The sequence below is a fragment of the Pseudomonas sp. GL-RE-26 genome (assembly GCF_019956275.1).
GTDB classification, from domain to species: domain Bacteria; phylum Pseudomonadota; class Gammaproteobacteria; order Pseudomonadales; family Pseudomonadaceae; genus Aquipseudomonas; species Aquipseudomonas grandcourensis.
In genome coordinates, this window is record NZ_JAHBDI010000009.1 from 40,304 (window position 1) to 54,762 (window position 14,459).

A 14,459-nucleotide genomic window follows, 5' to 3' on the forward strand; every position below is an offset into this window, starting at 1 on the left:
ATTGAAGGGGTTAGAAGGATTAGTAACTGGATAGTGAATAAAAATATCTTGTTACAGGCCGAAATATTCCGTAATATCCGCGCCGCGTTCACCACCACGGTTTATGCATTTTTAAATCCCAGGCGTCCATCAGCTGCCTGGGATTTTTTTTGCCTGAGATTTGGTGTGCATGGCGTAGCTAGCGAAGGCGGCTCGGAAGCTAATTGTTTTTCAGGGACCATACCCGTATCTGCGGTCATGGCATTCAGAGTTTCGGCCTCCTCGCCGTGACGAAATCACCGCGTTATTTAGGACATGACCGGGGCTCCGGCAATTGCAGCGGGGTCTTGATCGGGTATTCGGGGCTGCCATAGGCGTAGCAAGAGGTGGTGACCTGCAGCTGGTCGCAGGGCAAGAAGTGCACGGTGAGGCCGCAGGTTTTTTGGCCGGTGTAGTCGGGAATTGGCACGACTTTGCTGTGTTTGCGCTTTTGTGCCTCCATTTTGTCCAACCAAGCATAGTATTTGTCTCGATCAGCAAAACCGGGAAAACCTTTTGAACCGGCTACCCCGGTCTCCCAGTCGACGCGCACCGTCATCCCTGGCTGCCAGCGCGCTGGTGCGACGTAACAACACCCTCCACCCCCGCCTTGGTAGGCGCCAATGATGTCGATGCCCGAACGACCATCAACACTGAATCGATTGATGGCCCAGTGGGTGTGATTGATGGCTTCGAGAGAGCTGGCCTCGACGTTTTGCAGGAGCACGGCCGTAGCCAAGCCCGCTAGAGCCCGGATCTGCAGGCGACACGCATTGCGATGGGACATGGGTTTTGTTCCTTCTACCGAGTGTCGAACCACCGAGTCAGGCCTGTGCATCGCCTGCCTCGCCGACTTTGCTGTAAAAGTCTTCCCAGATGGCGTCGATGGCCTGGTGGACCTCAGCCAGGTGTTGAGCATCCATGACGGGAGGACGTGCGACCACGCCAGGTGCATAGGCTGGCAATGGCGTGCCGCTCGCCAGCATTGCCGCCTGCGTTTCGGGATGGAGTGCCAGCTCCCTGCGGCTGGCTTCACCGAAGAACACCATGCGTTCGCGAAAATAGCTGCCCAGCGGTTCGCGCCCGAACGAATAAAGAAACCAGGCGCGGGAGTCGTGGACCTGATCATCGAACAGCGCACGCAGCAGGCCTGCCGGCTGATTGGCATTGCGGCTCTCGTCGACATTGCCACGGTTCTTTTCGTCCCAGTGATTGCGTTCGCGTTCAGGAGGTGGAAACAACTCACTGACCCTGGCCCGACCGGCGGCCTTCATCTGCCGGCACTCGACCCGCGCATCGGCGGTGATGATGCGCATAACGACGGCAGGCGGAGCGTTGGCCGGTAATACTCGGCTGAGACTGGAGGCCAGGTGATCGGGGTCGTGGTAGTTCGCACGGAACTCTTCGGCCGCTTCGCGCAGTTGGGTTCTTGCAAGGTCCGGATCGAAATCCGGGACCCCGGGCGCCAGGGGCGTTTTCGGCGTGCGCCCGTTGCGTTCGCGGGCGCGTTGTTGGAGACGGTTTTTTTCAATCTCCGCCTGGGCTTTTGTACGCTGGGTCTCGGCGGTGGCCCGTGTGTCGGGATCAGCGTGGGTATCGCTCGCGTCGAGATAGAAAGCGGTCTTTCTCAGACTGGCAAAGGCATAGCGGTCGATGCGCCAGGCGGTGATCCAGCCGAGTTGTTCGCGCACGGCCTGTTCGAGAGTAATGGTGGATGGGAGCGGTTGGTATCGTTCGGTCTGCTCAGTGGGCAGCGGCTGAGAAACAGGGGGCAGACCCAGCGTTGTTTGGCGCCAGGCGTTGAAGCGCGTAACAAGTTCAGTCGTAGTGTCAAACTCTCGCACAAGTTCGAGATCCATCGCCCGCCAAAGCTCATCGCTAATGGATACTGGCAAGGTAGCTTTGGGTACCTTTAAGGGGGCGCCATGAACAAAGGCGTCGGCATACAGATCGTTAAGGGCGATCTGCGACAATAATAGGCCATCTCCATTTCGAGTATCCGGGCTGAAAGCCTTGCCTTGATCCCCCGGCGGGTAGCCCCCACCCTGATCGGAATGCACACCCGGATAAATAACCTCCACGGCATTAACCGGATAATCTCCGCTCTCACGCCGAATCGATTCCAATGGAAAACATAGTCGTTGCTCATGGCTGGCCACAAGGTGCAAACAGCGCTTGACCAGTCCGCCACCGGGTAACTCCTGATTGCCATCGGCCCAGCTCATATGACCGTTCGCGCCCGGCACGATATCGGCGAAGCCCACCGAGGCCACGGTGTCCAGCAGCCCCAAATACTCCACGCTGACGGGGAGCTCCAGTTCGCCCAGTTTCAGCGCTGGCGTATAACGCATCAGCTCGTTCAGCCAACTGACAAAGGCCCGCGCCGCTGCCGCACCACGGGAAAAGCCATAGACAAACAGCTTGATACCCAAGAGCTTCGACATACCGGGCTGCGGCTGGCTCAGGGCGATATGCAAGGGCTTTTCAATGGCCTTGAGCTGCTTGCGAAACTCAATGCGACGGTTTGTCTGCCCCGCCGCCCACTCCATGCCCGGCACAGTGCCCATGGCCTTGACCGCCGCCAGCAAGCTGGCATCGTCCAGCCGTGGCTGGCCCAGCGCGCGGCGCAGGGCATCGATGATCATCAGCAGGCCCCAGTTGATCCGTTCTTCGCCGTACCAGGCGCCGGCCAGCCCCAGCGTGGTGTAATCCAGATCACCGACTTCCGCAAAAGGCGTCCCCACGCCAGGCATGTAGTATTTGAAGTACTCGCCATAGCCCGTACCCACGGCATCGGTCAGGCGTTGGGCCCTGGCGTTGTGCGCAGTGCCGCCGGCATGGCCGTCGCCAATAGTCGCGCGAAACAACCGGGCAATATTGGTCGGGTGTGGCGGAGTGGATTCGTACAGGTCATTGTTGAGGTTGTTGCCGGTGCCGTCGAAGAACAGGCTGATGTGCAAGGACTTGCAACATGGCCTCAGCACCCGGCGGCCGGCGGCCATACACAGGGCATCATGGTAATCACTCTCCTGCTGGTGTTGGCGCGAGAGGTTCTGATGGACCTGATAGGCCTGGCGGGGCAATCGGCCCTCCAGCGGAAATGGCGGCGGATAGCAGACGCGGGCATGTTTCACTTCGGACATGACTGAGGCTCCGGCAAGTGCAATGGGGTCTTGATCGGGTATTCGGGGCTGCCGTAGGCGTAACAAGAGGTGGTGACCAGGAGGTCATCGCAGGGCAGGAAGTGCACGGTGAGGCCGCAGGTTTTTTGGTCGGTGTAGTCCGGGACCGGCACGACTTTGCTGTGTTGGCGTTTTTGAGCATCGACTTTATCTATCCATGCCAAGTACTTGGGTCGATCGGCAAACCCTGGGAACTCGTCGGCGAGATCGCTCACTCCACTGGCGCCAGTCTCCCAATCAACCCGCACCGTCATCCCCGGCTTCCAGCGCGCTGGCGCGCTGTAACAACACCCCCCACCTCCGCCCTGATATGGCCCAATAATGTCGATTCCAGAACGACCCTCAACGCTGAATCGATTGATGGCCCAGTGGGTGTGATTAACTGCTTCAAGGGTGCCAGCCTGAGTACTTTGAGCGAACAACGTACCGACTAGAACGCAGAACAAGGACAGCGGAAACGTAGCGAATGACAATCTCGGCATAAGCCGTTCGACGCGATGGGTGAAGGGATGGTCAAGGCGTTTGCTGCCGGGGAAGGTGAGGACGTCGAGACCATGGTCAAGGTTACGGCCCCAGCGTTTGAGGCGGCTGTCATCGAAGAAGGTGGACAGTTGGGGGAGCATGATCAGGCCTTCCTGGTCTGAATGGGGGCGAGCAGGAAGGTCTGCATTTGCGCCCCGGTCCTGGGGCTGCATAGCTTTGGCGAAGTTGATTTAGTTAGAAATAGGACGTTTCCGTGTGCTTTGTAGGATGCATCCGGTAATTAGCCTGCTACGTTGTTGCAGGCTTAACGCCTAAGGAGCTGCGCGTCTTCCAGATCCCGCCCTCGATGATCAATCGAGAACTATCGCTCCTGACGGAGCGATAGCCGAGATACAAGGAGTTGCCGCAGGCTGCGATCTTTTTCTATCACCCGTTTATCATTACGTCACTGAATCCAACACTGGCGCCCGCTTGCCGAGCTTCATCAACCAGTAATAACTCAACGCCGGCACCAGCAACCCGACGATCCACGCCAGATCCACCCCGTCCAGCGCCGTGGCCACCGGGCCGACGTACAGCGTGGTGTTCATGAACGGAATTTCCAGGGCAATCGCCAGCAGGAAACTGCCGCAGGCGATCCAGTTGACCCGCCCGTAGATCCCGTTCAGGTCGAAGATGTCGTCAATCCGGTACTGGCCTTTGCGCAGGCAGTAGTAGTCCACCAGATTGATCGCCGTCCACGGGATCAGGAAGTAGCTCATGAAGAAGATGAAGTTGAGGAAGAAGCTGATGAAGTCGTCCTGACTGATGGTGCACAGGGCTGTGGCCACCAGGCTGATCAGCAGCATGAACACACCGCGTACTCGCGGGGTCACCTTGAGCCGGGCGAAGGGTTCGATCACGGTGATGGTCGACATGAACGCGCCGTACAGGTTGAACACGTTGATCGACACCTGGCCATAGACGATGAAGGCGAACAGCAGCACCGCGCCAGCGCCGAACAGACCGGCGACATGCCCGCCGACGTTGCTGGAGAAGTCGCCGATGCCGACGCTCAGGATCGCCCCGAGAATCATCATCCACGCACCACCGCTGACCGTGCCGGCGTAGCTGTACCAGAACACCTGGGCGGTCGGCGTGTTGCTTGGCAGGTAGCGCGAATAATCGGCGACGTAAGGCGCGTAGGACAGTTGCCAGGTCACGGCGATGCTCACCGCCACCAGGAACTTCGACAGCGAGAAGCCCGTCGGCAGCCATTGTTCGGCCGGGATCGGCAACTGCAAGGCGAGTACTGTGGCGGCGACGAACACCACCAGCGACAGAATCGACAGCAGCTTCTGCAAGCGGTGAATCAACCGATAGCCATAGAGCGCGACGACGAAGCACAACGCGCCGATCAGGTAGATATTGCCGGACATCGGCAGCGGGCTGACGGACTCCAGCGCCTGGGCCGCGAGCAAGGTGTTGCTGACGAAGAAACCCAGGTAGATCAGCATCACGAACAGCAGCGGCAACACCGCCCCCAACACGCCGAATTGCGCCCGGCTCTGGATCATTTGCGGAATGCCCAGCTTCGGTCCCTGGGCCGAGTGGGAGGCCATGAAAATCGCCCCCAGCAACGAGCCGATGATGATCGCCAGCGCACTCCAGAACAGGTTGAGCCCCATCACCACCGGCAACACGCCGGAGGCGATGGTGGTGATGTTCATGTTGGCGCCGAACCAGATATAGAACAGCGAACCCGGCTTGCCGTGGCGTTCGGTCTCGGGGATGAAATCGATGCTTCTTTTTTCGACTTGCATGGCGATCACTCCTGAGTCCGGACGAGACGGGATTGCAGACGGGCGATGGTGCTTTGCAGCTCATGGGGCTGGTGGGCAAACAGGTCCGGTTGCTCGGGGATCAGGCTGATGTAATCGCGGTGTTCCAGGGCGCGCTGGCACTCGGTCGTGGTGAGGATTTCCAGCGCGTAGACCCAGTTGGCCATGATCAGCAGGGCCGAGTAATGCCCGGCCTCGGTGGTCGTGGTGCAGGCATCGCTGACCAGGCGCACGCGATAGCCCAGGGCGAAGGCATCGAACACGCTGGTCAGCACGCAGACGTCGGTCAGCACGCCGCAGACGATCAGCGTGTCGACCTCCATTGCCTTGAGCCGGGCGTCGAGGTCGGTGCGGTGAAAGGCACTGTAACGGCCTTTATCGATGATCAATTCACCGGGCTGCGGCGTCAGCGACTCGATGATTTCCACTTGCCGGGTGCCAGCGCGGTAACTTCCGGGGCCACCGTCGGCGGCCAGAGGTTCGCCGTGGGGCAGGTCACTGCCGTCGGCCTGATTGATGTGGCGGGTATAGATGACAGGCATCCGCTGATGGCGGGCGGTATCGAGCAGGGCGGCGGTATGGGCGACCACCCTGTCGAGGTTTTCCAGGACGAACCCGTCCTCCTGCTGCATGTCGATGATCAACAGCGCGTTGTTATTGTTCATTGGGCAAACCTGATCAAAGGCGAAACACAAAGCACCGTACGCGCCATGCAATGGCGAGACGCGGGGTGCGTGATTGGCTGTTCGGGTGGGCTCAGTGAACCGTTTGCCAGAAGCCGTTCTGCTTGGCCGAAACGCTGGCGCGCAGGCGCTTGAAATGCAGGTGCGAAGCGGTCCATTCACCGCGCAGGTAAGCCCGCGCGGCGCCGGAGGGAAGGGCGAGTGATGGGAGGCGACCAGTCATCATTGGAATCGACCCTTGTGGGAGCGAGCCTGCTCGCGAAAAACTTCTGGATAACGCGGTCATTCAGATGGCGCGCGTTATCGTTGGCGTCCATCGCGAGCGAGTTCGCTCCTACCGGAACGCAGGCACTACGTGCTTGATGAACAGCTCCAGGGATTTTTTCTTCTCCGCGTGGGGCAGGCTGTTATCGCACCAGAAGCTGAATTCGTCGACCCCCAGTTCCTGGTAGTACTTGATGCGCGGAATGATTTCTTCCGGGGTGCCGATCATGGCGGTCTTGTGCAGGCTTTCCAGCTCGAACTCAGGGCGACCGGCGAATTTCTCTTCCGGGCTCGGCGCGAGGAAGCCGTTGACCGGGGTGGTCTTGTTGCCGAACCAGGCATCGAAGGTGCGGTAGAACCTGGAGATCGCCTTGGCCCCGACTTCCCAGCCTTGCGGATCGTCGGCGGTGTGCACGTGGGTGTGACGCAGCACCATCAGTTGCGGGCGCGGCACGCCAGGGTTGTTGTCCAGCGCGGCCTGGAATTTGTTCTTCAGGTCGAGGACTTCCTCGTCGCCTTTCATCAGCGGCGTGACCATGACGTTGCAGCCGTTGGCCACGGCGAAGTTGTGCGAGTCCGGGTCGCGGGCGGCGATCCACATCGGCGGGTTCGGCTGCTGGATCGGCTTGGGCACGCTGGTGGAGGTCGGGAATTTCCAGATGTCGCCGTCATGGGCGTAGTCGCCGTTCCACAGGGCACGCACCACCGGGACCATTTCCCGCAGCGCCTGACCGCCGGAGGATGCCGGCATGCCGCCGGCCATGCGGTCGAACTCGATCTGGTAGGCGCCACGGGCCAGGCCGACTTCCATGCGCCCGTTGCTGATCACGTCGAGCAACGCGCATTCACCGGCCACCCGCAGCGGATGCCAGAACGGCGCGATGATGGTGCCGGCGCCCAGGTGAATAGTGGTGGTCTTGCCCGCCAGATAAGCCAGCAGCGGCATCGGGCTTGGCGAGATGGTGTACTCCATGGAGTGGTGTTCGCCGATCCACACGGTGCTGAAACCACCGGCCTCGGCCATCAGCGTCAGTTCGGTCAGGTCTTCGAACAACTGGCGGTGGCTGACGCTTTCGTCCCAACGTTCCATGTGTACGAACAGGGAAAACTTCATGACGCTTACCTCGGATCTTTTGTTGTTGGCCTGTCGACTGCGGGCCTGCTGGTTGTTGGTATACCATAATACTAAATTGTAGAAAAATATATTCTGACGAACAGTCCGGATCTCAGTCAGTAAAAGGTCGATCAAGCGCCGACTGACTTGTGGCTGTCATGTGATCGCTTCAGGCCAGAACGGGCAGGGCACCCATCTTGCCGTGGCAATACACCAGCGGGCCGGCATTCTGGTTGGGCACGATCAGGTTTTTCACCGCGCCGACCATGATGGCGTGGTCGCCGCCTTCATATTCGCGCCACAGTTCACATTCGATGACCGCCGTGGCGTTGGCCAGAATCGGGTTGCCCAGCTCGCTCAGCGTCCACTCGATCCCCTGGGCCTTGTCCTTGCCTTTGCGCGCGAAGGCATAGGCTTCGTTCTGCTGGCCGCCGGACAGCACGTGGATGGCAAAACGTTTGTTCTTGATCAGGACCGGGTAGGAATCGGAGCTGTAGTTGGGGCAGAACAGCACCAGGGCCGGGTCCATCGACAGCGAACTGAAGGCGCTGGCGGTCAGGCCGACGATTTGCCCATCGTCATCCAAGGTGGTGATCACGGTCACTCCGGACGGGAACGAACCCATGACTTGTTTGTAGATGGCGGCATCGATCATTGGACGGTCCTCGGGTGGTGTGACGCGTTTTTATGTATTTGTAGGTCTGATGGTATACCGTAATACATCGATTGCAAGGTCTTTTTAGGTGAACTGATAAACGTAATGTTTTCGTCTGAAACCCAATGATTACGGGGCTTTAAGCTAGCCAGCGCTGGCGCGGTTCGGGCAGGATGCCGGCTCAGATGCTTGTTCAAAGACCGGATCGGTCTTGTTTGACGTTTGGAATACCATAATATGGTCGGCATCTGAGGGGCGGCCAGAGAGTCCCCCCGGTTTGGCTTCATACAAAGATAAGAACAGACAAACTCGAGTTCATGCACATGTCCCAGATGTCCCGGCAAGATCCGTTCATCGAGAACCACACGGTCGACTACGTTCCACTCGCAGAGCGCCACGGGAAGGCCCGCGATCTGTTCACCCTGTGGTTCAGCACCAACATCGCGCCACTGCCCATCGTCACCGGCGCCATGGTGGTCCAGGTGTTCCACCTCAACCTGTTCTGGGGTTTGCTGGCGATTGCCCTCGGGCACATGGTCGGCGCTTTGTTGGGCATTTTTGTTTTCGGCAACCGCTCAGGAATGCTTGAACGCATTCAGACCGCGTTGTACCGCCGGCCTGGCTTCGACCGAGTCAAACCAGCGCGAAAGTTGCGGAAGCTCTTGCCATTCCAGTCGATCACGGAACGCTGTGACGATGGTGAACGCCGAAATGTCGGCCATGGAGAACTGCTCTCCAGCCATGAAGTCGGCAGTCAGAAAACTTTCCGCGTAAGTCAGTTGCTCGATCACCCGCAGATCGATGATCGCCGCTGCCTTGTCCTGCCCCGCCTGGCGCAGAAAAAAGGCGGCATGGCTGGGGGCGATGACATCGGTGACGAAAAAGAAATAGCGGTCGATCACCCGGGTGCGTGCAGGTCCCGGCTGCGCCGGTGCCAGCCTTCCGGGTGCAATGGAATCGGCGTACTGGATGATGGCGTTGGACTGGTTGATGACCAGCATCGGCGTTGGCCCGTGATCGATCAGGGTCGGGACTTTCCCGGCCGGGTTAAGCGCCAGGAAGGCCGGGCCACGGTGTTCCTGTGCGTACAGGTCGAGCCTGCGTGCGGTGTAGGCGATGCCCGACTCTTCCAGGGCAATCGCTGCCCGCAGGCTGTTGCCGGTGTTCGCGCCGTACAGTTCGATTTGATCGTTCATGGGTCATTGCTCTTGTTGGGACATGCAAGCAGTCACCGAACACCGCCGATGATGTCAGTATGATGAAAATCCGCCGCACCGATATACAAAAACAGTGACCGTCCATACCCCTGCGCGACAAGGCTTATCCCTGTACGAAAACTACTTTCACCGCGTTTGATAATAGCCTCTCGAAATGTTTTAAGAGTTTCACAAGCCAGCCAGTCAACCCTCACCTCTAACGTCCGATGACTCATGTCACTCAGCGAGCGCGCCTGTTTTTGCGTCCGTATTGAGCGCTGTTGCGTGGGCGGCAATCGGGGCCTGCCTGGCGGTGAAACCTTCAAATAACGATAAGAAACACCCAGGAGCACCCTATGTTCAAACGAGCGATTCCCACCGCAGTCCTGCTGGCCACCAGTTCGGTGTGCGTCCAGGCGGCTGACACCGCAGGTCATGGTTTTCTGGAAGACAGCAAGGCCAGTGTCTCGATGCGCACCCTGTACTTCAACAGCGACAATCGCGATGGCAGCGCTGTCCCTTCGAAAACTGAAGAAGCGGCCCAGGGTTTCGTGTTGCGCTATGAGTCCGGGTTTACGCAGGGCGCGGTGGGGTTCGGGCTCGATGCTCAGGCATTGCTCGGCATCACACTGGACAGCGGAGCGGGGCGCCACGTCGGTAGCGGCATGATTCCTTCCGACGGTGACGGCGCGGCCGACGCCTGGAGCAGCTCCGGCCCTACGGCGAAGATGCGGGTATCCAAAACTGAATTTCGCTACGGCACCTTGCTGCCGAAGTTGCCGATCCTGCTGGCGAACGATGCCCGTGTGTTGCCGCAATCGTTTACCGGAGCGCAGGTTACCTCGAACGACATCGATGGTCTGACGTTGACCAGCGGTGTACTGGAGCACGCGGTAGGGCGCGCCTCGACGGACCGCACAGGCTTGTCGGTCGCGGGCAGCACGCAGGACAGCAACAAGTTTTACTACGCCGGCGGTGACTACAACCTCACCAAAACGCTTAAGACCCAGTACTACTTCGCGCAGCTGGAAGACTTCTACAACCAGAACTTTCTCGGCCTGACGCACATCCTGTCCATCGACAGCGCAAGCTCACTGACCACCGACCTGCGCTACTTCCGCACCACCTCGAGCGGTGCCAACAGCTCTGCCTCCGGCCGCGCGCAAGGTTATCGGGTGTCGGGCTACACCGACGACAACGACGGTGAAATCGACAACAGCACCTGGGCTGCGATGGTCACCTACACCCATGGCGGGCACGCGGTGTCGGTGGGGCATCAACGGGTGGGCGATGGCAGCAACTTTGTCCAGCCCAACCAGGGCAGCCTGGTGGACAAGGGGGCGGGCGGCGGCAGTGTCTACCTGCCCACCGACAAGATGATCCAGAACTTTGCCCGGGCCGGCGAGCAAACCAATTTCGGGCAATACACCTACGACTTCGCGCCCTTGGGCGTGCCGGGCCTGAAAGCCTCGATCGTGTATCTGAAGGGCACGGACATCAAGGCGCAAAACGCCAGTGACCAGTCAGAGTGGGAGCGCGACATGACCCTTGACTATGTGTTGCAGTCAGGCACGTTCAAGGGGGTGGGGTTCACACTGCGTAACGCCAAGTCCAATACCGATGCCGGGCGCAATGTGGATCAGAACCGGTTCATCATCAATTACACCTTGTCGTTGTTGTAGGTGAGCAAAGCGATAGAACAGACGGTTGATTGTGGCGAGGGAGCTTGCTCCCGCTCGGCTGCGCAGCAGTCGCTATCCGGACAACCCGTTCTGACTGAGTTGAGATGGCGTGCGTTGGGGCCGCTTCGCGGCCCAGCGGGAGCAAGCTCCCTCGCCACAGGTGTAGTGTTGTTCGACAGGGCCGGGTCTATTTTCGGCCCGGCTCACTTCACGGTTGCTACTTCTTGCTCAACTGCGGCTGCTCCTTCGCCGCATTCACACCCTTGTCCCAAAGCGCAACCAACCCACCGAAAGTCCCGACATAGGCCGTTCCATCCGGTGCAAGTGTGATCGGCGACCAGTTGTTGTCGAAGGCCTGACCGACCCCGCTCAGCGCCTTGAATCGGGTCTGGCCGCTGTCGAAATCCAGCGCCGTCAGGTACCAGGCGTTTTCGCCGTCGGGCTGCGGCTCGAAGGTGTAGAAGTACAAAAGGCCGTTGCTCACCGAGAGTTTGGGAACCACCGATGGCGAACGCTCCTTCGATTCCCAGATCCGGTCGCAGCCCGACTCATCAGTGCGGATATCGATGCGACTGATGCCGCCGTGCACGGCCTGCCAGTCCTTCTGCGCGAAGGCGCTGGTGTAGCCGGCGTTGTTCTCGAGGATGATCGAGCGACCCCAGCCGATGGCCGAGTTGTCGGTGGCCGAGGCATTGTTGTCGAACACCGGCAGCTTGCAGATCAGGCGATTGCCGGCGTAGTCCTGTTCGCGACGGTAGACCAGCAGGTTGATGCGCCCGTCGCTGTTGTCGGTGATGGTGACGTAGCGCTCGCCCAGCAGGGTCGGGGTGGTACCGCTGCCCTGATTGATCGCCCCGACCTTGCGCCCGGTGCCACGGTCGTACACTTCGCGCCAGTCTTGCACGGGCTTGCCCTCGGCATCGGCGGCGAAGCGGTACATGGCGTGATCAGACACCAGATAGACACCGTCGACCGCCACCGACATGCCGTTCTGGATTTCTTCGTTGGCCAGTTGAATGCCCTGAACCTTGCCGGTGTCGGGATTCAGGGTGCCGATACGGCCACGCCGGGTGATCCACCAGATCAAGCCCTGGTGATCGGGCATGACCCCGGTGATGGGGTCGCATTCGCCTTTGGCAAACCAGTTGGTGGGCCGCACACAATCGTGGGGAACCTTGTCGCTCAGGTCCCAGTTGTCGACCTCTTCGAACGACCACTTACCGGATTCATCCTGACGATGCACGACGCGCTGGATGTGCTGCTCGGCATCGGCGATGACCACGCGATTCTGTTCGTCGACATAGAAATAGGCCCCGGAGGTGTCGGCCATGATCTTGTCCGGGTCCAGGGTAATCAGCGCGTGGAAAGTCGACGGACGCGGCGGCAGCGGGTAGCGGGCCAGCAGCTTGAGAGTGCGCGGTTCCAGCAGTTGCAGTTCGAACTGCATCAGGTTGGCGCACAGCACCACCAGGCGACCCTGCTGGTCGAAGGTATGAATCGGGCACATGCCGCCGGGTTTGCGACTGCCGTCACGGCTGCTCACTTGCATGTCGCCGCCCAATGGACCGGGGCCGGGGTGCGTGTCGGAACTGTAGCCATCGGCATGCATGTAGCTGCTGCCGTTGCTGGCCATGAAGGGGTTGGCAGGCACGGCGCCGCTCAGCGGTCGTGCGACAGCGGCGCTACCGATCAATGCAGTGGCATTGCCCGTGCTGGCCAGCGGTTGTGGGTCATAGGGTTCGGAACAGGCACTGAGCAGGCCGAGCAGGGGCAGGGCAAGCAGGAGTGGAGCACGCATCGAAGCCTCGCGATCTTGTTATTGGTGTGATGCGCAATAAGCAGCAAGGAGACTGCCCGGGCATCGGCTGTTTGGACTAACCCTTGGTGAAGTGCCTCGCGCCGCTGATCAATGCGGACAGGTATTTTGGCCATTTCGGTCTCCTTTTGGCCTGCCTCACGCTGTGAACCCGCGACGCCGTCAGCAAGAATCAGACGCGGGTGGCTGAGTCGGCCACCCAGGATGAAAACCACAACCAAACGCTTCACTTCCTTGCCCTTGGCTATTTTCAAGGCCGCTGCCGTGTACAGAACATAAAAACCATCGAACTCACGCCACACTTGGGGAAATGATCCATGGACTCAATGAAACGCATACTGGGCGCCACCGTTTGCGGACTGTCGCTGCTGGCCAGCGCGGTGCACGCCGAACAGCACGAATTGCGGGTGTACAACTGGGCGGACTACATCCTGCCGTCCGTGCCCAAGGATTTCGCCAAGGACACCGGGATCAAGGTGACTTGGGACACCTTCGACACCAACGAGTCCCTGGAAGCCAAGTTGCTCACCGGTAACTCCGGTTACGACCTGGTGGTGCCGTCGAACCAGTTCATCGAAACCCAGATCAAGGCGGGCGTGTTCCAGAAACTCGACAAGTCCAAGCTGCCGAACTGGTCGCACCAGGACCCTGCATTGCTCAAGCTGCTGGACAAGAACGACCCGGGCAACCAGTACGGCGTGCCCTACATGTACGGCACCGTGCTGATCGGCTTCAACCCGGCCAAGGTCAAGGCGGCGCTGGGCGAGAATGCGCCGGTGGACAGCTGGGACCTGGTGTTCAAGCCCGAGAACATGGAGAAGCTCAAGGCCTGTGGCGTCGCCATGCTCGACTCGCCGTCGGAGATCCTGCCGCTGGCCCTGCATTACCTGGGCCTGGACCCGAACAGCCAGAACCCGGATGACTACGAAAAAGCCAAGGCGCTGATGCTCAAGGTTCGCCCTTACGTCACCTACTTCAACTCCGCCAAGTACATGACCGACATCGCCAACGGCGATATCTGCGTGGCCATCGGTTACTCCGGCAGTTTCTATCAATTCGGCAATCGCGCCAAAGAGGCGGGCAACGGTGTGGTCGTGGACTGGCGCCTGCCGAAAGAGGGCGCGCCGATCTGGTTCGACACCTTCGCCATCCCGAAAAGTGCGAAGAACGTCGCCGAGGCCCACGAATTCCTCAACAACCTGCTGGACCCGAAAGTCATCGCGCCGATCAGCGACTTCCTCGGTTACCCGAATGCCAACAAGGACTCGCTGGCGCTGATCGACAAGGACATCACCGGCAACCCGAACCTGACACCGACCAGCGAGGCCTTGAAGACGCTGTACGTCGTGCAGCCATTGCCGCAAAAGCTTGAGCGGGTGCGTACCCGGGTCTGGACCAGCATCAAGTCCGATCAGTAACACCGAGAGATTGTGTGAGATCCCTGTAGGAGCGAGCCTGCTCGCGAAGGCGTAGTGTCAGTCAATACATGTGTCGACTGATCCACCGCCATCGCGAGCAAGCTCGCTCCCACAGGGTTTTGTGTCGA

General features: G+C 59.8%; 12 protein-coding genes and 1 pseudogene. 3 read left to right on the forward strand and 10 right to left on the reverse strand.

The window, feature by feature from the left end; all coding sequences use genetic code 11:
- Positions 1-283: 283 nt before the first annotated feature.
- From KGB07_RS06435 to KGB07_RS06470, 8 genes are all read right to left on the reverse strand, one after another.
- Entirely contained in the window at positions 284-805 is a 522-nt protein-coding gene (locus KGB07_RS06435; RefSeq protein WP_080925394.1) for a DUF3304 domain-containing protein, read from the reverse strand.
- A 37-nt stretch (positions 806-842) separates the two neighbouring features.
- Positions 843-3,161, reverse strand: coding sequence for a T6SS phospholipase effector Tle1-like catalytic domain-containing protein (locus tag KGB07_RS06440; protein ID WP_223464949.1), 2,319 nt, complete (start codon positions 3,159-3,161; stop codon positions 843-845).
- Positions 3,149-3,682, reverse strand: coding sequence for a DUF3304 domain-containing protein (locus tag KGB07_RS06445; RefSeq protein ID WP_080925397.1), 534 nt, complete (start codon positions 3,680-3,682; stop codon positions 3,149-3,151). Before KGB07_RS06445 ends, KGB07_RS06440 begins: the two co-directional genes overlap by 13 nt.
- Before the next feature lie 441 nt (positions 3,683-4,123).
- On the reverse strand, positions 4,124-5,485 hold the full coding sequence (locus KGB07_RS06450; protein ID WP_223464950.1) for a purine-cytosine permease family protein: 1,362 nt from the start codon (positions 5,483-5,485) through the stop codon (positions 4,124-4,126).
- 5 nt (positions 5,486-5,490) lie between these two features.
- The gene (locus KGB07_RS06455) at positions 5,491-6,168 is read right to left on the reverse strand and encodes a cysteine hydrolase family protein (protein WP_223464951.1); all 678 of its coding nucleotides are present in this window, start codon (positions 6,166-6,168) and stop codon (positions 5,491-5,493) included.
- A 91-nt stretch (positions 6,169-6,259) separates the two neighbouring features.
- Complete coding sequence (locus KGB07_RS06460; protein ID WP_221174502.1) at positions 6,260-6,412, reverse strand: hypothetical protein; 153 nt, start codon at positions 6,410-6,412, stop codon at positions 6,260-6,262.
- 108 nt (positions 6,413-6,520) lie between these two features.
- Positions 6,521-7,564, reverse strand: a complete 1,044-nt coding sequence (locus KGB07_RS06465) for an LLM class flavin-dependent oxidoreductase (protein ID WP_046043514.1) — start codon at positions 7,562-7,564, stop codon at positions 6,521-6,523.
- A gap of 169 nt (positions 7,565-7,733) precedes the next feature.
- Positions 7,734-8,219: a flavin reductase family protein gene (locus KGB07_RS06470; RefSeq protein WP_046043515.1), complete on the reverse strand. Its 486-nt coding sequence runs from the start codon at positions 8,217-8,219 to the stop codon at positions 7,734-7,736.
- A gap of 323 nt (positions 8,220-8,542) precedes the next feature.
- Here KGB07_RS06470 and KGB07_RS06475 point away from each other — a divergent pair.
- A pseudogene (locus KGB07_RS06475) lies at positions 8,543-8,762 on the forward strand (cytosine permease); the annotation flags it as partial.
- A 32-nt stretch (positions 8,763-8,794) separates the two neighbouring features.
- Here the strand turns inward: KGB07_RS06475 and KGB07_RS06480 are convergent.
- Positions 8,795-9,415 (reverse strand): glutathione S-transferase family protein, encoded by a 621-nt coding sequence (locus KGB07_RS06480; RefSeq protein WP_223464952.1) that lies wholly within the window; start codon positions 9,413-9,415, stop codon positions 8,795-8,797.
- A gap of 356 nt (positions 9,416-9,771) precedes the next feature.
- Between KGB07_RS06480 and KGB07_RS06485 the strand changes: the two genes are divergently transcribed.
- Positions 9,772-11,097 (forward strand): OprD family porin, encoded by a 1,326-nt coding sequence (locus tag KGB07_RS06485; protein ID WP_223464953.1) that lies wholly within the window; start codon positions 9,772-9,774, stop codon positions 11,095-11,097.
- Between the two features lie 217 nt (positions 11,098-11,314).
- Here KGB07_RS06485 and KGB07_RS06490 read toward each other — a convergent pair whose 3' ends face one another.
- Positions 11,315-12,895: a hypothetical protein gene (locus KGB07_RS06490; RefSeq protein ID WP_223464954.1), complete on the reverse strand. Its 1,581-nt coding sequence runs from the start codon at positions 12,893-12,895 to the stop codon at positions 11,315-11,317.
- Positions 12,896-13,230: 335 nt separating this feature from the next.
- Between KGB07_RS06490 and KGB07_RS06495 the strand changes: the two genes are divergently transcribed.
- On the forward strand, positions 13,231-14,331 hold the full coding sequence (locus KGB07_RS06495) for a polyamine ABC transporter substrate-binding protein (protein WP_046043520.1): 1,101 nt from the start codon (positions 13,231-13,233) through the stop codon (positions 14,329-14,331).
- Positions 14,332-14,459 lie beyond the last annotated feature (128 nt).